Source organism: Streptococcus equinus ATCC 9812 (assembly GCF_000187265.1).
GTDB classification, from domain to species: Bacteria; Bacillota; Bacilli; order Lactobacillales; family Streptococcaceae; genus Streptococcus; species Streptococcus equinus.
Genome location: NZ_GL698429.1, coordinates 326,043 through 352,830, shown reverse-complemented (window position 1 = coordinate 352,830; position 26,788 = coordinate 326,043). Strand labels below are relative to the sequence as shown.

General features: G+C 35.8%; 22 protein-coding genes and 1 pseudogene. 5 read left to right on the top strand and 18 right to left on the bottom strand.

Annotated features, from left to right (window positions below):
- Positions 1 to 56: 56 nt before the first annotated feature.
- The 3 genes from HMPREF0819_RS01610 to parE all read right to left on the bottom strand — a co-directional run bounded on the left by HMPREF0819_RS01610 (position 57) and on the right by parE (position 5,966).
- A complete protein-coding gene (locus HMPREF0819_RS01610) occupies positions 57 to 1,079 on the bottom strand; it encodes a branched-chain amino acid aminotransferase (protein WP_004231429.1) in 1,023 nt (340 codons plus the stop codon).
- Positions 1,080 to 1,418: 339 nt separating this feature from the next.
- The gene (gene parC / locus HMPREF0819_RS01605) at positions 1,419 to 3,878 is read right to left on the bottom strand and encodes a DNA topoisomerase IV subunit A (protein WP_004231427.1); all 2,460 of its coding nucleotides are present in this window, start codon (positions 3,876 to 3,878) and stop codon (positions 1,419 to 1,421) included.
- Between the two features lie 138 nt (positions 3,879 to 4,016).
- Positions 4,017 to 5,966: a DNA topoisomerase IV subunit B gene (parE, locus tag HMPREF0819_RS01600; protein ID WP_004231423.1), complete on the bottom strand. Its 1,950-nt coding sequence runs from the start codon at positions 5,964 to 5,966 to the stop codon at positions 4,017 to 4,019.
- A gap of 221 nt (positions 5,967 to 6,187) precedes the next feature.
- On the opposite strand from parE, the gene plsY reads away from it, so the two are divergent.
- Positions 6,188 to 6,835, top strand: coding sequence for a glycerol-3-phosphate 1-O-acyltransferase PlsY (gene plsY, locus HMPREF0819_RS01595; RefSeq protein WP_004231421.1), 648 nt, complete (start codon positions 6,188 to 6,190; stop codon positions 6,833 to 6,835).
- A 30-nt stretch (positions 6,836 to 6,865) separates the two neighbouring features.
- Here the strand turns inward: plsY and HMPREF0819_RS01590 are convergent, their stop codons facing one another.
- The 14 genes from HMPREF0819_RS01590 to HMPREF0819_RS01525 form a co-directional block, all read right to left on the bottom strand.
- Positions 6,866 to 8,134 carry a dihydroorotase gene (locus HMPREF0819_RS01590; protein ID WP_004231419.1) on the bottom strand — a complete coding sequence of 423 codons (1,269 nt, stop codon included), beginning with the start codon at positions 8,132 to 8,134 and terminating at the stop codon, positions 6,866 to 6,868.
- 12 nt (positions 8,135 to 8,146) lie between these two features.
- Positions 8,147 to 8,800 carry a uracil-DNA glycosylase gene (locus HMPREF0819_RS01585; RefSeq protein WP_004231417.1) on the bottom strand — a complete coding sequence of 218 codons (654 nt, stop codon included), beginning with the start codon at positions 8,798 to 8,800 and terminating at the stop codon, positions 8,147 to 8,149.
- Between the two features lie 18 nt (positions 8,801 to 8,818).
- Positions 8,819 to 9,319 (bottom strand): YbhB/YbcL family Raf kinase inhibitor-like protein, encoded by a 501-nt coding sequence (locus tag HMPREF0819_RS01580; RefSeq protein WP_004231415.1) that lies wholly within the window; start codon positions 9,317 to 9,319, stop codon positions 8,819 to 8,821.
- 72 nt (positions 9,320 to 9,391) lie between these two features.
- Positions 9,392 to 10,021, bottom strand: coding sequence for an orotate phosphoribosyltransferase (gene pyrE, locus HMPREF0819_RS01575; RefSeq protein ID WP_004231413.1), 630 nt, complete (start codon positions 10,019 to 10,021; stop codon positions 9,392 to 9,394).
- Between the two features lie 54 nt (positions 10,022 to 10,075).
- Positions 10,076 to 10,768, bottom strand: coding sequence for an orotidine-5'-phosphate decarboxylase (pyrF, locus tag HMPREF0819_RS01570; protein ID WP_004231411.1), 693 nt, complete (start codon positions 10,766 to 10,768; stop codon positions 10,076 to 10,078).
- A gap of 218 nt (positions 10,769 to 10,986) precedes the next feature.
- Complete coding sequence (locus HMPREF0819_RS01565) at positions 10,987 to 11,931, bottom strand: dihydroorotate dehydrogenase (protein ID WP_174221168.1); 945 nt, start codon at positions 11,929 to 11,931, stop codon at positions 10,987 to 10,989.
- A 12-nt stretch (positions 11,932 to 11,943) separates the two neighbouring features.
- On the bottom strand, positions 11,944 to 12,744 hold the full coding sequence (locus tag HMPREF0819_RS01560; RefSeq protein ID WP_004231406.1) for a dihydroorotate dehydrogenase electron transfer subunit: 801 nt from the start codon (positions 12,742 to 12,744) through the stop codon (positions 11,944 to 11,946).
- A gap of 229 nt (positions 12,745 to 12,973) precedes the next feature.
- Complete coding sequence (locus HMPREF0819_RS01555) at positions 12,974 to 14,491, bottom strand: hypothetical protein (protein ID WP_004231403.1); 1,518 nt, start codon at positions 14,489 to 14,491, stop codon at positions 12,974 to 12,976.
- A 426-nt stretch (positions 14,492 to 14,917) separates the two neighbouring features.
- Complete coding sequence (locus tag HMPREF0819_RS01550; RefSeq protein WP_004231400.1) at positions 14,918 to 15,256, bottom strand: type II toxin-antitoxin system RelE/ParE family toxin; 339 nt, start codon at positions 15,254 to 15,256, stop codon at positions 14,918 to 14,920.
- Positions 15,237 to 15,428 carry a type II toxin-antitoxin system RelB/ParD family antitoxin gene (relB, locus tag HMPREF0819_RS01545; protein WP_004231398.1) on the bottom strand — a complete coding sequence of 64 codons (192 nt, stop codon included), beginning with the start codon at positions 15,426 to 15,428 and terminating at the stop codon, positions 15,237 to 15,239. Before relB ends, HMPREF0819_RS01550 begins: the two co-directional genes overlap by 20 nt.
- A 208-nt stretch (positions 15,429 to 15,636) precedes the next feature.
- Positions 15,637 to 16,491: a dTDP-4-dehydrorhamnose reductase gene (gene rfbD, locus HMPREF0819_RS01540; RefSeq protein WP_004231395.1), complete on the bottom strand. Its 855-nt coding sequence runs from the start codon at positions 16,489 to 16,491 to the stop codon at positions 15,637 to 15,639.
- A 1,406-nt stretch (positions 16,492 to 17,897) separates the two neighbouring features.
- A complete protein-coding gene (locus HMPREF0819_RS08530; RefSeq protein WP_160113163.1) occupies positions 17,898 to 18,758 on the bottom strand; it encodes a Cna B-type domain-containing protein in 861 nt (286 codons plus the stop codon).
- A gap of 104 nt (positions 18,759 to 18,862) precedes the next feature.
- Positions 18,863 to 20,338 (bottom strand): SpaH/EbpB family LPXTG-anchored major pilin, encoded by a 1,476-nt coding sequence (locus HMPREF0819_RS01530; RefSeq protein WP_004231391.1) that lies wholly within the window; start codon positions 20,336 to 20,338, stop codon positions 18,863 to 18,865.
- 12 nt (positions 20,339 to 20,350) lie between these two features.
- The gene (locus tag HMPREF0819_RS01525) at positions 20,351 to 23,461 is read right to left on the bottom strand and encodes a Cna B-type domain-containing protein (RefSeq protein ID WP_004231390.1); all 3,111 of its coding nucleotides are present in this window, start codon (positions 23,459 to 23,461) and stop codon (positions 20,351 to 20,353) included.
- A 354-nt stretch (positions 23,462 to 23,815) separates the two neighbouring features.
- On the opposite strand from HMPREF0819_RS01525, the gene HMPREF0819_RS01520 reads away from it, so the two are divergent.
- From HMPREF0819_RS01520 to HMPREF0819_RS09100, 4 genes and pseudogenes are all read left to right on the top strand, one after another.
- The gene (locus HMPREF0819_RS01520; RefSeq protein ID WP_004231388.1) at positions 23,816 to 24,652 is read left to right on the top strand and encodes a class C sortase; all 837 of its coding nucleotides are present in this window, start codon (positions 23,816 to 23,818) and stop codon (positions 24,650 to 24,652) included.
- Positions 24,649 to 25,482, top strand: a complete 834-nt coding sequence (locus HMPREF0819_RS01515; protein WP_004231386.1) for a class C sortase — start codon at positions 24,649 to 24,651, stop codon at positions 25,480 to 25,482. The genes HMPREF0819_RS01520 and HMPREF0819_RS01515 overlap by 4 nt, the downstream gene beginning before the upstream one ends.
- Complete coding sequence (locus HMPREF0819_RS01510; RefSeq protein WP_004231384.1) at positions 25,479 to 26,342, top strand: class C sortase; 864 nt, start codon at positions 25,479 to 25,481, stop codon at positions 26,340 to 26,342. Before HMPREF0819_RS01515 ends, HMPREF0819_RS01510 begins: the two co-directional genes overlap by 4 nt.
- 33 nt (positions 26,343 to 26,375) lie before the next feature.
- Positions 26,376 to 26,525 (top strand): annotated as a pseudogene (locus tag HMPREF0819_RS09100) (ISL3 family transposase); the annotation flags it as partial.
- Positions 26,526 to 26,562: 37 nt separating this feature from the next.
- On the opposite strand, the gene HMPREF0819_RS08585 reads toward HMPREF0819_RS09100, so the two are convergent.
- The coding region (locus HMPREF0819_RS08585; RefSeq protein ID WP_004231383.1) for an ISL3 family transposase at positions 26,563 to 26,788 on the bottom strand (226 nt) is incomplete at its 5' end.

Here is a 26,788-nt window from a genome sequence, read left to right as displayed (position 1 = left end):
CTCACGCTATATTTTACCGAAAAACAAAAAAGCTTGCAAGAGCAAGCTTTAAAATATTAGTCAACTTTGTAAATCCATCCTTCAGGTGCTTCCACATCACCGAATTGAATACCTACAAGTTCATCGTACAATTTACGTGTCACTGGTCCTACTTCTGTTTCACTATAGAAAACATGGAAATCATCACCATGTTGGACACCACCAATTGGTGAAATGACTGCTGCTGTACCGCAGGCACCTGCTTCGACAAACTTATCCAATTCATCAAGTTTAACGTCACCTTGAATAGCTTTCATGCCAAAACGATGCTCAGCCAAATAAAGAAGTGAATATTTTGTAATTGATGGCAAAATAGAAGGGCTAAGTGGTGTGATAAACTCATTATCTGCTGTAATACCAAAGAAGTTTGCAGAACCCACTTCTTCAATCTTGGTATGTGTAGCTGGGTCTAGGTAAATAACATCAGAGAACTTGCGTTCATGTGCCATTTTACCTGGAAGAAGACTTGATGCATAGTTACCACCAACTTTAGCAGCACCTGTTCCATGTGGTGCCGCACGGTCATATTCATCTTGAATCAAAAAGTTTGTTGGAACCAAACCACCTTTGAAATAATTTCCAACGGGCATTGCAAAGATTGTAAAAATGTATTCGTCTGCTGGGTGAACCCCGATAATATCACCAACACCGATCAAAAGAGGACGTAGATAAAGTGTCGCACCTGTTCCATAAGGTGGGACAAATTCTTCGTTAGCGCGAACAACTTGCTTTGCAGCATCGATAAATTTTTCTGTTGGCACTTGTGGCATGAGAAGACGATCTGCTGTGCGTTGCAAGCGTTCCGCATTCATATTTGGACGGAACAATTGAACAGAACCATCTTTTGTGCGATAAGCTTTCAATCCTTCAAAAGCTTGTTGTCCATAGTGCAAAGCTGGTGAAGCTTCTGAAATATGGAGCACTGAATCTTCTGTTAATTTTCCTTCATCCCATTTACCGTCTTTGTAATATGAAATATAGCGAAATGGTAATTTGCGATAGGCAAAGCCTAGATTTTCCCAGTCTAAATCTACTGTCATAACAATTCCTCTTTCTTTATTTTTATCCTATTGTACGCCTTTTAAAACATTTTTCAAGTGCTTTTCACAAAATTCTGAAAATTTATTTAAAACAGAGGTGAGGCAAATAAAGTCGCTAGTGGAGATGTTATTCATGAGCTTAAAAACTGAAAAGCGAATTAGTAGTTTAGTTGAAACTTGATTGCTCAGCAGTGATTGACAGTAAAGCGCTTATTTCATTTGTGCATGGAAAACTCTAAGTTAACTAAAGCAAACAGAGTCTCTCCAAACCACTGCATTTTACTCATTACAGCTTCAAAAAAAGAAACTGAGAACATTTGTCTCAGCCTCCTTTTGTAATTATTTAATTCTTGCGCTAAAGACGCCTTCATCAGAAATTTTATCTGAAATGAACGAACCATTACTTGTACGTTCTGAAAGTGTTAAATCCTCCAAGATAGCATTGTAGATGTTACCCTTATTCGAATAAACTTCTAGAGTTTCAATCTTATCAGAATCAAGTGGCTCACTGCTAAATAAATCAATATTTTGCACATCATTTGAAGCGTTTACTGCTCCTGCCATAAAGACGCGGTGTGGTTTAGACTTGAGTTCTCGAAGTACTTGTAAACCACGGTTAGCACGATTTGTAGCTGGAATCAAGTCAGTTGACATACGTTTCAAGCTACCACGTTGTGTCAAAATAAAGAAGCTTTCTGTATTGGCGATGAAAGTCGACACAACAAAATCATCATCCTTGAGGTTAATAGATTTAACCCCTGCTGCTTTCGCACCCACAACCGGCACCTCATCAATATTGAAATGAAGGGCATAACCATTGTGTGTAACCACCATGACATCATCAAGTGCAATTGGTGAAATTGTCACAATCATGTCATCGTCATTCTTCAATTTAGCATATTTAACCGCTTTTGATTTATAAGTACGCCAAGGCGATATTTCCTTGCGTTCAAAGCGTTTGATTTGACCTAGTTTTGTAGCAGCAAAATACGTTTGTGGTCCAAATTCATCAACAATTTCCGCATAAAGGACAGATTCATCCGTTGCAAAATTAGTGATTGTTTGTGATAAGTGTTCACCGATATCTTTCCAACGAATATCTGTCAACTCATGAACTGGACGATAAATCACATTTCCAAGATTTGTAAAAATCAGCAAATGTTGCGTCGTCTTGGCTTGAGAAACGAAGATTAATTCATCATCATCACGTTTACCAATTTCTTCAACTGTAGAAGCATTAAATGAACGTGGACTGGTGCGTTTGATGTAACCACCTTTTGTTACGCTGACAAACGTATCTTCTTCCACAATCAAGCTTGCAACATCAATTTCGATTGTTTCTGCTTCTGCTTGCAATTCTGTTAAACGTGGATTTGCAAATTTCTTCTTAACTTCACGTAACTCACGTTTCATAACATTGTACATAGTACGCTCGTCACCGATAATAGCTTTAAACATCGTGATACGTTCACGAAGCTCTGCTTCTTCGTTTTCAAGTGCAACAATGTCAGTATTTGACAAACGGTACAATTGCAAAGTAACGATTGCTTCTGCTTGTTCTTCTGAAAAATCGTAGCTGATTTTTAGGTTTTCCTTAGCGTCAGCTTTATTTTCAGACGCACGAATAAGCGCAATAACGTCATCAAGGATCGAAATCACTCGAATCAAACCTTCGACGATGTGAAGACGTTTTTCAGCTTTTTCTTTATCAAATTTTGAACGTGCAACAATAATTTCTTTACGGTGCGCAACATAACTTGTCAACATCGGAATAATACCAACTTGACGCGGTGTGTAGTTATCAATAGCAACCATATTGAAGTTATAGTTGACTTGCAAGTCAGTATATTTCAAAAGATAATTGAGAATAGTTTGTTCGTCAGCATCTTTTTTGAGTTCGATAGCAATGCGAAGACCATCACGGTCTGACTCGTCACGCACTTCAGCAATGCCAGGAACCTTATTATTCACACGAACATCATCGATTTTTTTAACAAGTACTGCTTTATTGACTTCGTATGGAATTTCTGTGACAACAATTTGTTTTTTACCACCACGAAGAGTCTCAATATCAGTGCGCGAACGAACAACAACACGTCCTTTACCAGTTTCGTAAGCCTTACGAATACCATCCTTACCTTGGATAATCGCCCCAGTAGGGAAATCGGGTCCCGGCAAGAATTCCATCAATTTATCTAGTTTTGCATTTGGATGGTCGATAAGGTAAACAACTGCATCAATAACTTCAGCCAAGTTGTGTGGCGGAATATCAGTTGCATATCCAGCTGAAATACCTGTTGCACCATTAACTAAAAGGTTAGGAAAGGCAGCTGGCAAAACCGTTGGTTCTTTTTCAGTATCATCAAAGTTCCAAGCAAACGGAACAGTATTTTTATCAATATCGTGAAGTAAGTAGCCAGCAATCTCTGACAAACGTGCTTCAGTGTAACGCATGGCTGCCGGCGGATCACCGTCCATAGAACCATTGTTACCATGCATTTCAATCAAGGTTTCACGATTTTTCCAATCCTGACTCATGCGCACCATAGCGTCATAAATAGATGAATCACCGTGCGGGTGGAAATTCCCCATAACATTACCGACAGATTTTGCCGATTTACGGAAACCTTTATCAAAAGTATTGCCGTCCTTATTCATCGAATAAAGGATACGACGTTGAACAGGCTTCAAACCATCACGAATATCTGGCAAAGCCCGCTCTTGAATAATATATTTGGAATATCGTCCAAAACGATCCCCCATAATGTCTTCAAGAGACATATTTTGTACATTTGACATGTTTCTTATCCTTTTTATCACAAATAAATAATTAAATTTGAGTCGCTCTGTCTAAAATATTTCACATAATCATATTTATGTAAAATATCATCAAATAAACGTTAAAAATAAGTTTCTCCAGAATCAGCAACAGTGAGCTTAAAACACCGTATTTTCTTCTAGAGTAAATTTAACGTTGTCTTCAATCCATTTACGACGCGGCTCAACTTTGTCGCCCATAAGGACGTTGACACGGCGTTCAGCACGCGCCAAGTCTTCAATCGTTACACGAATTAGAGTACGTGTTTCAGGATTCATAGTTGTTTCCCAAAGCTGGTCTGCATTCATTTCACCAAGACCTTTGTAACGTTGCAATTGAGCACCCTTACCAAATTTTTGACGAAGTTCTTCTAACTCACCATCTGTCCAAGCGTACTCAACTTGCTCTTTTTTGCCTTTTCCTTTTGACATTTTGTACAAAGGAGGAAGGGCAATATAAACATGTCCAGTCTCAACAAGCGGACGCATGTAACGGTAAAAGAATGTTAGCAAAAGTGTCTGAATGTGAGCACCATCGGTATCCGCATCGGTCATGATAATAATCTTATCGTAGTTTGAATTTTCAACTTTAAAATCTGCACCGACGCCTCCACCAATTGTGTAAATCATGGTATTGATTTCTTCGTTTTTCACAATATCAGACATCTTAGCTTTTGCTGTATTTAAGACTTTACCTCGCAATGGCAAAATGGCTTGGAATTTGCGGTCACGTCCTTGTTTAGCTGAACCGCCGGCAGAATCCCCTTCGACCAGATAAAGCTCATTTTTCTTAGGATTTTTAGATTGCGCTGGTGTCAATTTACCAGAAAGAAGACCTTTGTCTTTCTTATTCTTCTTGCCGTTACGGGATTCATCACGCGCTTTACGTGCTGCTTCTCTGGCATCTCGCGCTTTAATCGCTTTACGAACAAGATTTGATGCTACTTCACCATTTTCCAAAAGGAAGAAAGTCAATTTTTCAGAAACAATACTATCAACAATCGGACGAGCTAGTGGGCTTCCAAGTTTATCTTTCGTTTGCCCCTCAAATTGCAAGTGTTCTTCTGGGACAAGGATAGAAAGCACAGCTGAAAGACCTTCGCGGTAATCTGACCCTTCAAGATTCTTATCTTTTTCCTTCAAAAGCCCTGACTTACGAGCATAGTCATTCATTGCTTTGGTAATAGCAGATTTTAGACCAGTCTCATGAGTACCACCGTCTTTTGTACGAACATTATTAACAAATGAAAGAATATTATCAGAGAAACCATCATTGTACTGAAGAGCAACCTCAACTTGGAAGCCTTGGTCTTCACCAGTAACCCAAATGACTGGCGTCAATGTTTCCTTGTCTTCGTTAAGATACTCAACAAAATCTTGAACACCATTTACATAGTGGAATTCCAAATGCTCTGCTTCTTCTGGACGTTCGTCTGTTAATGTCAAGGTGACATCCTTAAGTAAGAAGGCTGATTCTTTCAAACGTTCAGCAATGGTATTAAACTTGAAATCTGTCGTTGAAAAAATCTTATCATCAGGCATGAATGTAACAGTTGTCCCTGATTTTGATTTAGGTGCTGTACCAATTTTCTTAAGTGTTGTTACAGGTTTTCCACCATTTTCAAAACGTTGCTTGTAAACTGCACCATCACGAGTGATTTCAACTTCAAGCCAGCTTGAAAGAGCATTAACAACTGAAGAACCTACACCATGTAGACCTCCAGAAGTCTTGTAGCCTCCTTGACCAAATTTACCACCAGCGTGAAGCACTGTGAAAATAACTTCTACCGTAGGAATCCCCATAGCATGCTTACCAGTTGGCATACCGCGTCCTTGGTCTTTTACGGTAACACTACCATCTTGGTTAAGGATGACATCAATCTGATTACCGAAACCAGAAAGCGCCTCATCAACGGCATTATCAACAATCTCCCAAACTAAGTGATGTAGTCCTGTCGCATCTGTTGAACCGATGTACATTCCGGGACGTTTGCGTACAGCATCCAGTCCTTCTAATACTTGAATGGCATCGTCATTATAATTATTTACATTAATTTCTTTTTTAGCCAAAAGCGACCTCCAAATAATTCATCTTTTTTATCTTACAAGTTTTTTCAGATTTTTGCAAAAAAAATCAAAACCAATGACGATTTTACAAGGAAAATCACCAATTTTTGCATGAAATAGTATATCAAATTTAAAGCGTTATCACAAATTTACTTTGGCTTCTCAAGTTATTTATTTTTCAAATTTTCCCTTTTCATAGCGGTCTATTATGTTATAATGAAAACATGAAAATTTTAGTTATGATTGTGATTGCTTACTTGTTGGGGTCAATCCCAACTGGACTTTGGATTGGTCAGTACTTCTACCACACTAACTTAAGAGAGCATGGTAGCGGAAACACTGGAACGACCAATACTTTCCGAGTACTAGGCACTAAAGCAGGTATCATTACATTTATTATTGACATGCTAAAAGGGACTCTAGCAGCTCTCCTACCGGTTATTTTTAGCGCTCCAGAGGTATCTGCAGTTTTGATTGGTTTATTTGCTATTATCGGACACACTTTCCCGATTTTTGCAAACTTTAAAGGTGGTAAAGCTGTTGCAACAAGCGCTGGTGTCCTTCTTGGATTTGCACCGCTATTTCTTCTATATCTTGTTGTAATCTTTGTTATCACTCTTTATCTTTTCAGTATGATTTCATTATCAAGTGTTGTTTCAGCTGGTGTTGCAGTGCTTAGCGTTCTGATTTTCCCAGCCTTTGGCTTTTTGCTACCACATTATGATTTGTTGTTTACTTTACTGATTATCCTTATTGCAAGTATTATTATTGTACGACACAAAGATAATATTACACGTATCCAAAACCGTGAGGAAAACTTGGTCCCTTGGGGATTAAATCTAAGTCATCAAGAAAAAACTAAAAAGGACTAGCTTTAGGCTAATCCTTTTCTTCTGCACTTATCAAGCTTGATAGACAACTTCACCGTCACAGATAGTGTATTTGACCACACCTTGTAGTTTTTCACCGATAAATGGCGAATTTGAGGCTTTAGAGGCGAATTTATCAGAGACAATGCGTTCTTCCTTATCAGCGAAGATAACGATATCTGCAGGGCCATTTTCAGCTAAATAGCCCGCATCAAAGTCATACATTGATGAGGGATTAATAGTCATCTTAGCCAACAATTCTGAAAGTGTCAAATCACCTGTAGCCACTAAATTTGTTAAACCTAGTGACAATGATGTTTCAAGTCCTGTCATACCTGATGGAGCTTTTGTAATGTCTTCAACATTTTTTTCATCAGCATGATGTGGTGCATGGTCTGTCGCAATCACTGAAATAACTCCAGATTTCAATCCTTCGATAACTGCCAAGCGGTCTTTTTCAGTACGAAGTGGTGGATTCATCTTAGCTGCAGACCCTTTAATCAAAAGCAAATCTTCTGTTTTTGAGAAATGCTGCGGTGCTGCTTCTGCAGTCACATTAGCACCTAGTTGTTGAGCAAACTCGACCACTTTCACAGATTCAGCTTTTGATAAGTGTTGGATGTGCAAGTGAGCACCGCGGTCGTAAGCAATCATAACATCACGCGCAATCATGCTATATTCTGCTACACCTGTAGCACCACAGAAATGGAATTTATCATGTGCAATGCCTTCGTTAAATCCAAGAATACCATTTAACTCAGGATCTTCTTCGTGCACAGCAACAAAGGTATTATTTTCTTTTGCCAAATCAAGCGCTTCTTTTAAAACTTTTGAACTTTGAAGCGGAATACCATCATCAGAAAAACTAAGTGCTCCATTTTCAAGCAATGCTTTAAAATCAGTCAAATTTTGACCATCAAAATTTTTAGTGATAGTCGCATTTGTATAAACGTGAACTTTTTCTTTACTAGCGCTAGCTAGTACTTCTTTCAATGTTTTAACATCAGAAATAGTCGGCGTCGTATTTGCCATCATAACAACTGATGTAAAGCCTCCTGCCGCCGCAGCGAGTGCACCAGTATGAATATCTTCTTTGTGTGTTTGGCCAGGTTCACGGAAATGGACGTGGATATCTACCAAACCAGGTGCCACAACAAGACCTGTCGCATCAATCACTTCAGCGCTAGATTCTTCAATAGAATCAGCAATTTTCACGACTTTTTTACCATCAACAAGAACGTCCGCTACCTGATCAAAACCAGATTTTGGATCAACGACACGACCATTTTTAATAAGTAACATGTTAAACTCCTATTATTTCAACCAATCAATTGGTTCAAGGCCATCCTTTGTTAAGTAAGCATTAGCTTTTGAGAAAGGATGACTACCAAAAAATCCTCGATAAGCTGAGAGTGGACTTGGATGCGCACTTTCAATGACATGGTGAATCGGATTAGTAATCAAAGCTTTTTTCTTACGAGCAAATCCGCCCCACAAGATGAAAACGACTGGCGTTTCTTTTTGATTGACCACCTTGATAATAGCATCTGTGAATGGTTCCCAAATTTGGCCAGCATGCCCATTAGCTCGACCCGCAGGAACAGTCAGACAAGCATTTAATAAAAGCACCCCTTGTTGAGCCCAGGGTGTCAAATCATGATGATCACGTTGCCCTAAATCTTCAGCCAACTCTTTCAAAATATTTTGAAGAGATGGCGGAGCTGGGATATCTTCTGGTACTGAAAATGATAGACCTTGTGCTTGATTAGGACCATGATAAGGATCCTGACCAATGATAACAACTTTAACATCTTCTAATGCTGTTGTCTGAATCGCATTAAAGACTTTTTCACGTGGCGGATAAACCAATTCCTGCTGATAAACACTATCCATAAATTGATTAATTCGTCCAAAATAATGCTCTGGTAATTCCTGTTTGATTAACTCATGCCATGTTGAATGTTGCATGTTCACTCCTCGTTAGTTTTAGTATTTCCCTACTAAATCTAGCTTTTCTTTTGCCAAGACATGACCATCCATAGCATGTAGTAAATCATTCATGTAGAATCCATTTTCCAATGGTAATTCACAATCTAAAGCGTAGACTGTAAGGGTATAGATATGGTCTTTATCCGGTGGATATGGCCCCATATAGCCATCATAAATATCAGAATTGTCCTCATTTAAAAATTTGCTAACTAAGCTATTTTTACCATGTGTATGCTTAGCATCCAAACGAGAGAAATCTTCAGGAACTGCTGTCATATCTGCTGGCACATTAGCAACTACCCAATGAATGTAAGCAAAGCCACAAACTGGAATCGAATCATAGTCTACAAATGTCCAAGCAAACGTCTTAGTTCCTTCAGGTACATCCTCAATCGTAAACGGGAAAGAAATCACCGCATTTCCTCTCACTTGAACGCTAGCTTTTTTAGCATAAACATCTGGTAAAACATGATGTTTAAATGTTGACGATACTTTCATTATAACTCCTTTCAACCTTTAAACCAAGAAGGCCACCAAAGCTTTTAACCTTAGTAGCCAAATACTAACTTTTTAATCACGCCAAGTTTCTTGATTTTCTTTAAATTTACGCAATAAATTCAAATCATCTGCAGTGATGTAACCTTGAACCTTAGCAACTTTGATTAATTCTGTGTAATTAGAAAGTGTTACTAGTTTAACTCCTGCTTTTTCAAAGTTTTCAGTTGCTTTTGGCAATTCATAAGTGAAAATTGCTACAACACCAATAACATCAGCACCTTCACGTTCTGCCGCAGCTACAGCTTCAAGCACTGAACCACCAGTTGAGATAAGGTCTTCAACAACAACCATTTTTTGACCTTTTCTTACGCGACCTTCGATTTGGTTACCTGCACCGTGATCTTTTGGTTTACTACGAATGTAGGCAAACGGAAGGTTCATCTTGTCAGCAATAATGGCACCGTGTGGGATACCTGCTGTTGCAGTACCAGCGATTACTTCAACTTCTGGAAACTCTTCTTTGATTTTTTCAACAAAACCATTTTCAATCAAAGTGCGTGTTTCAGGGTATGATAAAGTCACACGGTTATCTGTGTAAATTGGTGATTTAATACCAGATGCCCAAGTAAATGGATCATTTGGTTTCAAGTAAACAGCTTGAATATCAAGCAAATCTGATGCAATTTGTGATGCTAAAGTCATCGTATTCCTCTTTTCTAAACTTTTAAAAATTATATTAGCGTTAGTATTCAAGTACTAAGCGTTCCATTCGTCGTAAATAGCCTTGTAAGCTGCAACCGGATCTTCTGCTTTTGTAATTGGACGTCCAACGACAATATAACTTGATCCAATTGCACTTGCTTGACTCGGCGTCATGACACGTTTTTGATCTCCAACAGCTGACCCAGCTGGTCGAATACCAGGCGTCAAGCAAATAAAATCATCTGATGTTTCATCCTTGATTACAGCCACTTCATTTGCTGAGCAAACAACACCATCAAGTCCTGCCTTTTGAGTTTTCTTCGCATAGTGCAAAACTGATTGAACAAGGCTTGTCTGGATATTTTGGTCAGATTTCATTTGCTCATCAGATGTTGACGTTAGCTGTGTAACTGCGATAAGTTTCGGACCTTGCCCAAGCCCTTCACGCGCAGCTTTCATCATCTCAACACCACCAGCCGCATGAACATTAGTCATATCCACACCCAGATTTGAAAGAACACGCATAGCTGATTTGACCGTATTTGGAATGTCATGTAACTTCAAATCTAGGAAGACTGAATGTCCTAGAGATTTGACATAGCGTACAACCTCTGGTCCCTCAGCATAATAAAGTTCCATACCAATCTTGACATAAAGTTTCTCATCAGCTGGAAACAAAGCAAGAAATGATTTCACATCATCAAACGATGGAAAATCAAGAGCAATAATCGGACGACTTTCGTGCATTTTTTCTCCTTTTTCTATAAAGAAAACCCCGCCCGAGGGCGAGGTTACACGAAAACTAGGGTAGCAAACACCCATTAGTCAAAGAAAATATCTTTTTATTTTTCACGAACCTTTCTCGCCTCTCTGGACTCAATTAAAGGTTATTCAATTGTAATTATTATAGCTTTTTTGAATTTCAAAGTCAAAAATTTACTGACTTTTTAATAAAATAGCAGAACTTATTTGCCGCGTAATTCTTGTCTGACTTCACGGCGGAGTGTTTCAAGATCAGTGATACCATATTGATCCATGACCTCAGGCAAACGGTCGATGATATTTGGACATGCATATGGATCAGCAAAGTTAGCTGTTCCAACACCGATTGCTGACGCGCCAGCAATCATCATCTCAAGTGCAGCTTCTGCCGAATCAACACCACCCATACCGATAATCGGTAAATCCGAACTTTGAGCTACTTGACGAATGAGCTTAAGCGCAACTGGAAAGACTGCTGGGCCACTCATCCCACCTGTACCATTAGCAATAATTGGTTTACGAGTCTTCAAATCAAAACGCATACCAACCAAAGTATTAATCATGGTAAATCCTGTCGCACCAGCTTCTTCAACTGCTTTAGCAACCGTTGTAATATCAGCAACACTCGGTGTTAATTTCACATAGACAGGAACCTCAGAATTCTCAACACTAGCCTTAACAGCAGCGTATGCTAATTCTGGCACCTGACCAATCAAAAGCCCATGATTTCCATGGTCAACGTTTGGGCATGAGATGTTAAGCTCAATAGCCTTAACATTTGGTGCTTTTGAGATTTTTTCAGACACATAAGCGTATTCATCATTTGAAAAACCAGCGACATTTGCAATGATGGGTAATTCTGGAAAATGCTCAGCTAACCACGGAAGTTTTTCTGATAAAACCACATCAACACCAGGATTTTGAAGACCAATAGCATTCAACATTCCTGAAGGTGTTTCTGCCACTCGAGGCGTAGGATTTCCAAAACGCGCTTCCTGCGTCGTTGCCTTAATCATGATAGAACCAAGTTTATCCAAATCATAGTATTTGGCGTATTCTTGCCCAAAACCAAAACATCCTGACGCTGGCATAATTGGATTTTTCAAATCAATTCCTGGAAGACTAACTGCTAAACGATTTTCTGACATCATCTTACCTCCCTATAAAATGATTTTACCAGTTTCAAAGACTGGCCCATCTTCACAGACACGCTTGTTAGCTGCTTCTTTAGCATTTCGCAAATGAACCACGCAAGCATAACAAGCTCCCATACCACAAGCCATGCGAGATTCCATTGACAAAAAGGCGTGTGGGTGATTTTCAAATTTCTTGTCAACATATTTGAGCATGCCTGGCGCTCCACAAGAATAAATCGCATCGAAGGACTGTTTTTCAACCAATTCATCTACAACAGTTGAGACATAGCCCTTAATACCATATGATCCGTCATCAGTTGTCACATAAACCTCACCGTAGGCTGAGAATTTATCTTCTAAAATGACTGCGTCCTTATTAGCAAACCCAAGCACAGAAATCACTTTCACCCCTTTGGCAGCTAGCTGTTTAGCTGTTTCAACCAATGGTGGAACTCCAATTCCTCCACCGATAAGCAAAGCTGTTTGTCCAGCAGATATCACTGACAGATCAAAACCATTTCCTTGAGGTCCCATAGCATCGACACGGTGACCTGCTTTTAGCTGTGATAAAGTTGCTGTACCAGCACGCTCAACACGATAAACAATCGTTGCAATTTTATTTAGCTTATCAATCTGACAGATTGAAATTGGACGGCGAAGTAACTTGCTTGGATCTGGAACACGAAGATGCAAGAACTGCCCTGGAGCCATATCCAAAACCATCTCACCAGAAAGTTTCATCTCAAAAATACGAGGTGCAATCTCTCTTTGACTAACAATCAACAAATCTTCTTTTAGCACAGATGCTTTTTCTTTAGAAGTCATAGTCTTCCTTTCACACAAAAAAACCTCGCCAGAAGGCAAGGTTACAGCAAAATAAGCAGTGTACACAAACGCATACACACACCTTTTATTAGAGATAAAACTCTTTTTTACAGTAACCTTGAAAGTCTCTCTGGACTTAATTAAAGGTTTTCAAATTTTTATTATTATATCGCTATTTTTTTTGATTGTCAACACTCATTTACAAAAAAACGCCCAAAGGACGTTTTTACTATTCATAAGCTTTATAAGAATAAACATGTAAATCTGAGCGATGATAAAATGGTGATAATTCAGACATCAGTGTTTCAAAACGGCTATCTTTCATCAAAATATCTCCTCCATAAATCAAAAGATTGATTGGTTCAGTTGGCTCACTAATCAAGTTTCCTTCTTTATCAAAAACTTCTTTTGGACGTTTTCGAATATCATCTAAAATATTTTCCAAAAGAATCAAACAGTCCGATACGTTGTCAAAAGCTCCGTAGAAACGGTCAAAAACATTGTAGAACTTGATTTCATGCTCCAAATCATCTCTAGCATCCAAGACACACAACAGACCTTTATGGTCAAACAAGAAGCTGCGGAATTGTTTAATAGCATCTTCACGAGTAATTTCTGGATAATCAGACTCTTTTGACTCTTCTTCCTCAGAATCAGATACTTCGCTATCATCAGTTGATACTTTTTCGTCTACATCTAATTCAGTTGATTCTGCTTGAACATCAACTTTAGAGACTTCTAACTCTCCTGACTCAGTCGGGTCATCATTAACTTCTTGCTCAGCAATTTCAACAGGAACTTCTTCAGAGACTTCTTGTTCTGATTTTTCTTCAGAAAGCTGACTTGATTCTTCTTGAGCAACTTTCTCATCCTCAGCAGAATCTTCTAGATCAGGCTGAGAAACTACCTCATCATCGGTTGCGCCATTTTTTTCTTCGGCTGGCACTTCTTCTTGAGAAGAGTTTTCTTCAACTGATTCAGGTTCCTCTGACACTTCAGAAACAGCAGGTTCAGCTGTATCCTCATCAACTTCTTGATTTTCAACTTCTTCACTAACTTCAGGGGCAACTTCTTCTAACTCAGTTGGTCCAAGAACTTTTTCGGGATTTACAGCTTCTTCTCTTTTGGCTAATTCTTTCGCCAGTAATTCTGGAATAGACTCTGCTTTAGTCTCTTCGCTTTCAGTGTGAACTTGCTCTAATTTTCTCGGAACTAAAGCATCAATCTTAGCAAATAATTCAGCTTTTTTGACTTCTCTTTTTTTATACTCAACAACTTGTAGAGGGTCAATCAAAACAGGGTATTCAGACTCTTCCTTGATTGACATATTAGTCACTCGCAAAGATGTAAACACATCAATCAAAATTCCGAAAACACGCTGACGATTGTCACCTAAAATCGCTTGAAAAACTGACTTAGATTCACAAATTTCTAAAACGTGGTCAATGCCACGCACCCAGCTACCTACAATATCCAAAGCATGATTCATCAATCTGAATGAAGGCTCATCATACCAAAAAGTTGATTTAATCAATTTTTCTTGCTTAGAAAGCGCATCCACAGAAGACAAAATTTCACCTAACTCTGATTGGACAGTATTAAGTGAAAAAGAATCACCAAGCAATGATGGTGTCTTTTCGACCAAAACAATCTCATCTTTGAAAAGTGTTAGGTAATGAATGCTGACAAGTAACTTTTGAATTAATAAACGATGCCCATTTGAGTTCATATCTTTCTTCACTACCATCACACTCACCTTACAATTTATATTACAATTTATATTACATTTTTATTACAATCTTTTACTACTAATATATCATATAATAGGCAAAAGGACAACGAAAAAAAGATAAGAAGCCTGAAAATAAAAAGAAAAACCGAACGATATATTAATTGACAGGAAAAGATTCTTCCCATACTCTATACCTAATGAGAAGGAAGGGATTTTAATGGCTTTTACAGTAAAACCAATAAAGATTAAGTAAGAGCAAAACAATTCTAAATTGTTAACAACTGAACTATCTAACCCTTTCAAGGAAAAAAGTAACTTACATATGATGGATGATTTTGAAGGCGCAACAATCCTAAATCACGAATAGTTAACCTTTGAAAAATATAACAAAGATCTCCTCCTGAAGTACCAAAAATTCAAGAGGAGGTTTCTTTTCTTAGTCTACTTAAAAAGTCTCATATAATCACTTTTTGTTGAAAATAAATTTGTAACAACTACACGTCTTTGATTATCATCAATAAAATATAAAACAATATAATCTCTTTTTAAAGTGATTCCCCTCCTTTTGTTATTGGAACCTATTACCTTTCCAAATTTATCATCTGCATCAAAACCAGCTTCAGGAAATATTTTCAATAGAGATATATTATCTCGAATTTCTTTAATTTTTTTATTTGCAGTAATCGGAGCAGAAAGCTCTCTAGCTATTGAGTCATATATTTCATCTAGTTTTGTAATCACATTACTTTGGAAAACAATCTCATAAACCGTATCGTTCATTTAAATCTTCCTCAGTATAATATTTTCCAGTTTTATATTCTGCTATACTTTCATTTACCTCTGTTTGAAGTTGTCTAAACAATCTTTCTTTTTCAAGCTCTTCTTCACTCATCAGATTAATTTCTCCGGTAATAGCCACTTGCTTAACAAATAAATCAAGTGCCTTCGACAAAGTAGTTCCCTTTTTTCGAATTAATCTTTGCCTACTCTAAGAATTCCTTATTAGTCAAAAACTTAAAATCTCGATTTCTTTCAATAATAGCAACCATAATTATACCACCTATTTTTTTTGGCCCTATTAACCATTTTTTCTTGTTATACTAAAATTATTACTGCTTTTACGCATAAAAAACGAAGGCTTACACCCTCGTTTCTAATTATTATTTTTTAACGTCTTGTTTGTAGAATTCTTTCAAAGCTTCTTGCCATGTTGGGATAACAAAGCCTGTAGCTTTTGCTTTTTTAAGACTCATTGTTGAGTTAAGTGGACGTTTTGCTTTAGCTGGGAATTGGCTTGAATCAACTGGTTTAACGACAACATCAGTATCTTTCAAGATTTCAACTGCAAAATCATACCAAGTTGTATCTTCAGTAGCGTCATTTGACAAGTGGTAGTAACCAAATTCTTTTTGGTTTTCTGTCAAGTAAGTCATGAATTCTGCCAAAGTACGAGTCCATGTTGGACGACCGTGTTGGTCATTAACAACTGTCAATGTGTCATGAGTTTTGGCAAGATTTTGCATTGTGAAGACAAAGTTTTTACCGTAGTTACCAAATACCCAAGCAGTACGGATGATGTAGAAGTTTTTAGCGTATTTTTCAACTGCTTCTTCGCCCAAACGTTTTGTACGACCATATTCAGTTTGAGGATCTGGAGTATCATCAACTTCCCATTCTTGACCAACTGGTTTTTTACCATCAAAAACATAGTCAGTTGAGATGTAAACAAGAGTTGCACCGTATTTTGCTGCTGCTTTAGCAACAATTTCAGTACCTGTCACGTTGATCGCGTAATCAAGTTCTTTACCTTCATCTTCAGCCGCATCAACCGCAGTGTATGCCGCACAGTGGTAAACAAGTGTTGGTTTTACTTGTGCAAATACTTCATCAACTTTTTCAGCATTAGTGATGTCCATTTCTGCAACGTCAACCGCTACATACTCCTCACCACGTTCATCCAAAAGATAACGTAATTCTGTTCCTAGTTGCCCATTGGCACCTGTAACTAAAATCATTTTAGCACTCCTTTTATCATATCTAAAGGCTTTCAAACCTTTTAAATTATTCCCTACTATTTTACACTATTTTTTCAGAAAAAGCAGTAATTAATGAGATTGTTCTGGTGTAGTAAATTGGTAACACTATTACTTAATGAGTTAAAATAGGAAAAGTGTCACAAAACACTATCCAAATGAAGTTCATCAAAAGATTGTTTAACTTTATATTTGATTAAACGTTAAAGAGCTTAGCTGCTAAATATGGTATATCTTCAGCCTCAATCTCGAATCAGGTACGTGCTTATCGTAAAGAATACCAGTCAAACCTAAATGGAAAAATCAAATCTTGAACTTATGAAAAAAGTTCGCAAATGACACCAGAAAAAAACTGAATCAGAAAAAGCAAATGACTTCTTAAAAAACTGTGTCATTCTTTGCAAAGAGAATCGAATAAAGACATATCATTTTATTGATAATTATAAAGAAAAATAAGTCTTGAGATGTCTATTTCTACATATGAACATTCATTCTAACGCTCATTACAATTATTTCAAAAAAGAAACAAGCGACTATCATTGATAAGAGCAAACTCTTCTTAGTCCAATTCAAATTATTTATCATGAGTACAATGGAAATATCGCTCACAGATTCATGAAAGTTTTTTCTAGAAAGACGAGATATCTATCTTTCTAAAACTACCGTTCACAAATATATGAATAAATGACTAAACTTAGTTAGTATTTCTCGAATAAGGAAATCGAACGATAGAAAGGTAACATTCATAGAGTCTTTCTAAAACTCCTCAAATAAATCTTTGCCTCAACTGAACCTAATTACATGTGATGTATAGCAGAACTGTTCAATATAACTGTACAATCATTGATTTATATAACCGTAGTGTAGTTGCAAGTAAAAACGTGAAGAAAATTACGGCTGATTTAGCTATTTCCCCTTTAGCAAAACATCCTTGTGAGCAATCAAAGTTCAGATAAATATGTTCAGTTCAAAAGAATTTCTTCATCATTATGCATTTCACAAAATATGAGTCGTCAGGTACTCTAAGTGACATACCACAATAGAATGGTATTACCATTCATTAATTTAGCCAATACTGATATGATACTATCGAGGAATTGAAACAAGTTATAAACGAATTTACCTATGTATGGTACAACCAAATCAGACAAAATTCTTATAAAATACCTAACACCTCTAGCAAAACGATTCGAATAATTCTATTTAGCTAATCACGTTATAAAAAGATTGCCCCAGGGCAGCTTATTGATATCTAAAAAATATATAATCAAATCTTTATAACATTGAAATTTAAAATAGTCTACTTTAATCGCATAAAAAAGAGGAGATTTAATTAATCTCCTCTCATTATTTACTATACCTAAACTGATTAACTAACAATAACACTATTAAAATTTATTTGATTTATAAAATCGGTAACCCAAAGCAATAAGAACTAAGGCAATCCCAATCAATAAATAAATTCCAAAAGTTCCTGTTTTAATAATCGGTATTTGATTTTTTGTTAATTCAGTATTAGTAATTATCATACCTTGTTTTTTTGACATTTTTGTGTAAGTTGCTGCATATCCTTGGGGGACAACTTCTTCAACAGAATATGTAGCGTCAACAAGTAAATTTGAAAAAGTAAATGACCAATTATTACTACTATTTAATTCTGCAGTATCAACGATTCTTCCAGATTTTTTTAATCTAACAATTACACTACTAAGTTCCTTTCCGACCCACTTTTTTTTGACCGTATAAGTCGCCATTGCTGGTAAATTATTTTCTTCTGTTTTAGGATAAACTGTAGTAGGTTGATTAGGTAAGAGCAGTACAACAAAAGGTACACTCTTCCAAAGCTGCTGAATATTCGAGGGTTGATTAACCTCCACAACATAATAAACACCTGGCGTCATATTCGAAACAGTTGTTGAACCATTCAAATCCGTCACTTCACTATTATAATATTCTCCGTCATAGGCCATAGACTTCAAATCTTCAATAGTTTTATCAGCATACTTAAGAACTAAAGCTTTTTGATTATCTACACTTAACTCTTCGGTAGGAGCTATCTTAAATAAACTATAAGAACTCCCAGAAATAGGAACAGCCTGACTTGAGTCTTCACTATTTTTTAATTTTATTATAGTAATAGCAGCATCAGTATCATCTTGAGCATGTACTGGAATAGTAAAAACGTGAAAAATCACTATCAAGGATAATAAACAAAAAACAAAATTCTTCAGACAAGATTGTAGTTTCATACCTAACATCTCTCCTTTTCTCTTCTTCAGTAAAGCGTTCCATTGTTGAACGCTTTACTGAAGAGGCAAGAAAATCTTGCCTACCTCATGTTTTCTAAAACAGTTTATTTAGTAACACGACGTTTTACAAATAAACCTACAACTGCTAGAACAACCCCCACCGCAACAACAATAATCGAACCAATACCACCAGTCTGTGGAATAGTAACTTTATTATTCTTTACTTCTTGAGAATCAGATTTTTTAAGCACAACAGCTGTTGGATCTTCATAATAAGAAGAAGAGTTCACTACAAATTCAATTGGTTGTTGTAAAAGCGCATAATCTTTTGGAGCCTTTGTTTCAACAATCTTATAAGTTGTTTCACCATATTCTGCAGCTTGATCAGCATCTCCATAAGGTAATCCAATAACTTCGAAATAACCACTTTCATCTGACTTGAAGACAGTTGCATCATCTTTAGAAGATATCCATTCGTTCTTAATAACCGCATCATTTGAAACAGTCTGTTTCAAATATCTATCTCCAGCTTCGTTTGTTACAACAAATTCAGCATCAGATAGCTTTTTGCTTGTTGCTTTATCCACTTTTTCAAAACGTTTACCACCTGTATGAAGCTCAGGATTTTCAGGAGTATCTTCTTTTTGTTTTGAAGGATTTGTACCATAAACGACTTTTACATCATTAGGATTTTCCGCTCCGAGTACAGCATCTTCATTAATTGTTGCATCGTATGAAATAGTAATTTCATCACCAGCTTTTAGAGTAGCAATGTAAGCCTTAGTGAATGCGACTGTAATTTTTGCATTTTTTGTTCCTACAGATGGAGCTGTAAGAGTATAGTTATTTGTATCAATATCTGCATCATTCAATTGGACTTTAAGATTTCCTTGATAACTTAATCCTTTTGAAAATTCGTCATCAAATTTCAAAACTTTATAGTCAGCAATTCCTTCGGGCATTACTGAAGAAACTTTGAAAGTTTTTGTTTCACCAATTAGTGCTGTACCATGTTTGTCTTTTTCATTGACAACTTTATCAATTGTTGGTTTATCAACAGTATTCTTTGGATAAACATGAACAGCATCTTCTCCAGTTGTATACCATCCTCCGTCAGCTTTAAAAACTGGAAGTTCAATTTCAAGTGGTACAGCAGCAGAATTAGCAAGTTCTTCATTACCAGATACTTCAGATTTTTCTTTATTTTCAACAATAAAGTATTTACCTGCAGCTAGATTGGTGAATGTGATGTTGCCATCTGCGTCTGTAAGACCATCTTCGATAATTTCGCCATCAACACTGCCTTTATGCACTTCAAAATAAGCGCCTTGAACAGTTTCGGTAGTTTCAAAATAAGCCCCTATATTAAGTTCTTGACCAGTGTATACTGTACCATCCTTACCAGTTTGATTTGGCCAACCGTCTAAATTGGGCATTTTAACTTTAGTCAAAACAACATCGTATTTGTCGTCAGTACCAGGTGCATTATCCTGGGCAAAGGCAGTTACAGATCCAAGTGCTGAAAATACCAAACTTAGAGCTGCAAAAGTTGTAAACAAGAGTTGGGTAATCTTTTTCATTTTTCCTTCCTCCTAAATTTCCTTTCTATTTTGCATGTAATATAACATTACTGCCATTAATAATATAACTAACCCAATCGAGATAAATGGTAATATACCGATACCACCCGTTACCGGGTAGGTAGGATTCACTTTATTCTTGAGAGTCAATGTTACATCAGATGTAGCATTATCATCTGAATATTTTACAAATTTATCATTATCATCACTAATTTCCAAATACCCTTTTGGAACATCTTCTTCGATGTAGTAAGTGTAATAACTTCCACCACTATCACGAACTGGTACTGATTCCGTTATTGCCCAGGTATATTTTCCGTCATTTTTTTGACGTTCCAATCTTACTTCTTTATATAACTCACCATTATTAGTTGAGCCATCAGTTGTTCGGTAAAGTTTTACGCTCAAAGATTTTGGTAATTTTTCATTACTTATTTCTTTTCCATCTTTGTTGTACCATTTTTTTTGAATAATTAATTGACTGATCTCACGATTATTTGTTACACCCAAATGATTATTATCCTTTGTTTGTGATAATTCAATACCATTGTTCAAATAATCTTTAATATAGAAGAAATCAGGAATGGTACTCATATCTTCTTCGATAAAATAGGTATAATTTACACCTTTTTCATCTGCTATTGGTAGCCCATCAATTGACTTCTTCCAAGATTTAGTAGCATCAGTATCATATAAGAGTTCAACATCTTGTTGAAAAGTAGCATCAACTAAATTACCAACTTTACGCTTTAAAGTCACTTTTATCTGACCAAAATCCTTTGTAGATTCATTATCAATAGCAGCACCATTTTCTTGCCACTTTTTAGTAATAGTTAGACCAGTTTTGACTTTTTTATTTGTTACTGTAAAACCAGTCTCCGCACTTGAATCTCCGCTATCAATGGACTCATAATCAGAGGGAATCTCACGTTCCCGAACCTTATATTTGATTTCTTTTGCATCCTGAGTAAAGTTTTTACGAATTATCTTTTCCAAAGATTCTTGATCTGGTACCTGCTTGAAGACTGTATTCCAATTATTCTCATCACTCAATGTTTGAGATTGAAACAGTGTTTCACCTTCTTTTCCATCTGCAGTCCAGACTGCATACAAATCAATAGTCACTGATTCATGGCTATTTTCTTCGTCTTGCCAAACTTTTTGAATTGGAATATCAATATACTTAACGAAATTATTAGTAAAGGCCTCCGTACTAATTGTTGCCCATACATAATTCGTACGTGGAACTTTCTGTTGAATAGGATTCCTTTCAAGATTTCCAAGAGTTACAGTGATATGTGTCGTTGCTGAAGTTGTGAAAAGTACAGAGTTAAGCGACCACGTATCGGATCCAGGAACATCATCAATCGACTCACGTTCGGCAGCTGTTCCCCAAGGTGTAGCACCCCCGTTATAGGCAGTTTGAGTACCATTTGGTCCACCTTCATATGATGTAACAATATTAGAATTTGGAACTACATAGGCACCAGATACAGTTCCCTCAGCTGGTACAACTGATTCAGGCCCATAAGCTGCTGGATTCGGCGTATCCCAAGAAGGCACCGATTCAGGATCCAACGAATTGATAGTGTAATAAGCAGCATTTTTACTCTTTAAATCACCCTCAGGCATAAGTATAGCTTGACTTTCGTCACCACCTTTTGGAACAAACTGCAAGTCAACCTGAAATTCATTAACATTCTGCCAAACCCAACCACCAAATAACAAGTCACTAATTTCAATGAGTGGATAATACTGTGATTTACTGTAATCACTATGACCATTGCCAGTATCGATTGTTCTATTTTTATAAGGTGTAACACTAATTGTAGCAATTGCATCTACCAACTGTCCGTCATAATAAGCTGCATCAGTATATCTAACTTTAACCCACATTCTTGTTGTATTTAACGACAAATCTTCATCGTCCCAACCATAATTTGGATTTGTTAAATATTCACTATCAGACGTTTTGTTTGAAGGTTTAAATCTCACTAAGATCGCTCCTCTGGAATTATTATCCATGGCCTTTTTAATATTAGGATCAAGTCCATAGCCTCTCTCTTCAATCCTATAATCACCACCATGAACTCTATTATTTGACTGTGTTTGATTACCTCCCGTTACACGAACATGTTTGTCAACTTGACTACCAATAGCCATAATTTCTACTTTAGAAGATGATGGCATATTTTTAATGATCTGCAGATTATTAAAAGGGGCAATGTCACCTTCTGTAATTGGTTCAGGCTTTATGATACCACGTGAAGCACGCAATAGTTTAGAACGTTTTGACTTTTTGATAGCAATATTGATAACATCTACTTCTTTCCAACTATCATCTATATACTGTTCAAACTTACCATTTGCAGTGATTCTAATTTTTATAGGTTTATCAATATCTTCAAATTGATAGACATCAGATTCTTTCAAATCATAAACTACTCCAACTTCTAAATCAAGTGTCGGAGAATCTTCTGCACTTACCCAACTTGCCAATATCATTTCAGGTTCACTCTCCTTATAAAACATAAAGGAAGCAGGATACCAATCTTTTGTATTATCCTCAGCATCATAAACATTTATCTTAGGAAGAGTAACTGTTAAAATCTTCTTTTCTTCAGCCTTAAGTGTATTTTCTTTGTCCGATGAATCATCATTCGTCGTTTTATCGTTTCCAGAATCTATACTTGGTCTCATTGACAAAATCAAAGTCCCGGATTTTTCTTCTTTATCCCACTGATTACCATCCGATAAAACAAAAACATCACCGTTCTCATCAATCTTAAATATTTCATCATCAAAAGCATCATATTCTTTAACGCTGTTAACTTTAATGAGATACTCTTTGTTAATTTTTAGATTGATTTTTTTAATTTCATCACTTGTTGCCCATTTCTCAACAATATTATTACTATCCCTTTCTCGAATCTCAATCCCTACATTATTGATATTTTCATCTGTTTCTTTATTTTTTAAGAAAATTGCAACTTCCTTTTCTTGTGATTTTTCTTGTTGAACCACATTTTCTGATTGAGACAATCCCTTGCTACTATCTATTGCATATACAATAGGACATAACAGAGCGGAATAAATTAAAATAATGGAAAGAAAACCCGCCATAACTATTTGTTTGCTAACTAATAGTTTTTTTAAAAAAAACTTAAATAAGTAAATTTACAAACGCTTATTCTCTCTTTCATTTTCAACCTCCTTATGCTATTATCCTCCAACCTCTAACTACATTATAATATTTTTTTAAAAAAGAAAAAATAAAAGCACAACTTTTTTTATTATTTATTCATTTTCATTAATTCAGCAATTATTTTCTGAAAATTCCATAAATATTATGCTTTTTTTATTGTTTTACCTACATTTTCTTTTTGAAAATACTCTATTTCATTATTTTATTTGTTTTTCTCTATCATTTTTTATAGAATGAGGTGTGAAGATAGGAGTTAACGAGGAGGTATAAAAGTGAAAAAGATTATAAGAGTTTTAACATCGTTTATCATTATTCTTGGTATATTAATCACCTGTTATCCTGTTATTAGCCAAATTTACTATAATATTATTAATAAACAAGAAATCATTGACTTCAATTCTGGCTCTAAGACTTTATCAGAATCAGAAATTTCCAATCGTATTGTCTTAGCAAGAGACTATAATAAATCTTTACGAAACGTTACCATTACAGATCCATATACTAGAGAAAAGATAGAAAAAGGACTAAAAGAATATGCTAGAATGCTAGAAATCAATGAAAAAATTGGAAGTATTTCTATTCCAGCTATTGGTGTTAATCTTCCGATTTTTGCAGGTACCTCTGAAAATGTTCTTCAAAAAGGTGTCGGTCATCTTGAAGGAACAAGTCTTCCAATAGGTGGTAAAAATACTCATTCTGTCTTAACTGCACATACAGGGCTTCCCAAAAATCGTTTATTTACAGATTTAAACAAAGTAAAAATGGGTCATAAGTTTTTTATTACTAATATTAAGGAAGTCATAGCATATGAAGTTGATTCTATCACCGTAATTACACCTACACAGATTGATAAATTAGCTATCATACCCGGGAAAGACTATGTAACTCTCTTAACTTGCACACCTTACATGATTAATTCTCATCGCCTTCTCGTTAGAGGACACCGTGTTCCTTATCATCCAAAAGATAAGGAAACAAATTTAAGAACAGCAATTTTTAATATTCCAATACTATATATTGCTATTAGTTTTATTATTCTTATCCTCTCATTTATTCTTTTTAAAATGAAATTAAAAAGACTATCAGCAAAAGATAGGAGGATGCCATGAAGCAACCAATTAAATTCGGAAAATTTCTTTATCGTCTTTTAATCACCATTGGCTTATTTACTATTTTTTTTCCTTTCGCAAGTCAAACCTACTATCAATATATTTCTAAACAAGAGACCAATCAATTTGAAGAAGAGTGTAAAAAAGTAAATCCTTATGAAATACGACACCGTATTGAATTAGCTAAAGCTTATAATCGAACTCTTTCACCTGCAAAATTAGGTGACCCATTTACAAATAAAGAAAAAGCTGGGATTGCTGAATATGCTCGAATGATTCAATTACAAGAAAAAATTGGTTACATTACTATTCCTAAAATCGATCAAAAAATCCCTTGTAGAGCAGGAACTAGTGAAAACGTTTTACAAAAAGGTGCTGGTCACCTTGAAGGAACTAGTCTTCCAATCGGGGGTAAAGGTACACATACAGTTATTACGGCTCACCGTGGGCTTCCAACTGAACGTCTTTTTACAGATCTCAATAAATTAAAGATTGGAGATTTTTTCTATATTACTAATATCAAAGAGACGTTAGCTTATAAGGTTGATCAAATATTAATAGTTGAACCTGATGATTTTACACCGATTCTAGTGGATGATTATCATGATTATGCAACACTATTAACTTGTACACCCTATATGATAAATTCACATCGATTATTAGTTCGTGGAGAACGTATCAATTTACCAAAAAGAAAAGTCGCTAAAGATAGTCAGATTAATTTCTTTAGTCAATATAAATGGTTTATCGTTATCATGTCACTATTTCTTTTAGGAATTATTGTTTATTTGATTTGTCGACTGATATGTAAAAAAGGAAGAAAGCTATGAAAAAGAAAAAAATATTTGGACTCAGTCTCTTACTAATTGGTCTAATAATCTTAAGTTATCCGTTCGTATTAATGGTTCACTATGATATTGCACAACTAGAAACCAATCAAGCGTTTATCACTTACCAAGAGAATAGTCAAGTAAATCTCAAAAGAATTTATAGTGCCATAAAAGAAACAACTATCTCTACTCCTATACGGGATGTTTTTACGGAAAAAAAGAATGGACAAAATAGTCCATACTCTACTGTACTTGATACAAATAAAGTATGGGGACAAATTGTCATTCCTTCTTTAGGACAACGTTTTGACTTATACCTTGATGCTGATTATAACAAATTGACTAAAGGTGTCGCCACTTTAGTAGGAACAGGTGCACCTTTGGGAATTAAAGGACAACGTCCTATTATTGCAGGTCATAGGATTACTTACAACAATATGTCTTTTAATTTTATTCCAGAATTAAAAAAGGGGGATAAAATCTTTATCATTTTTTTGAACCAAACATTAATCTATTCGGTTTACAGTAAAGAGATAATTGATGAATATGATAGCAATAAACTGAAACCAGTCTCAGGTCAAGACACTATTACTCTAATGACCTGTACTAATGCCCCACAGTATAATCAACGCTATCTTGTTAATGCAAAAAGAGTAGAAACAACCTACCAAGTACCACAAAAAACCATTAATAAAACAATTAATAAAACATCTATTTTAAATGTCATCACAAGTAAGGATAATTCTACATTATTTAAAGTCAAACGTTCTTCTCCATATCTTATACTTATCCTAAGTTTTTCCCTATTAGTTTATTTTGGAAAAAAGTTCTACCAGCTGGTGAAACAACTAAAAGAATAGTTCTCTATACTACATACTATTCTTTTCTACTATCATATAGAGATTATAGCTACACTAGATTATCCCCCTCCTAAGTGCAATTATTGCAAGGGAAAGCAAATTAAATACGACTTTCAAAAGCCTTCTAAGATTCCATTTATTGTGATAAACGGACTGCCTAGTCTCATTCGTTTAAAAGAGAAAATTTCAAACACTTTATCAACTGTAGTGGGTGGCAAAGTTAAGCTCTAGCGAGAACAAATGATGTTCTCGCTTTTTTGCTGTTTAAAGTGAGGTAAATGCGTTTTTTAAAGTTGTCAAAGTTCCTGTAACCAAAAGCATTTCGTTTAATATTTTTGATGAGCTTGTTGGTTGCTTCAAGTTTGGCATTAGAATAAGGAAGCTTAATGGCATTAGTGATGTATTTCTGACACCGAATGAAAGTTGTTAATACTATTTTAAAAGGA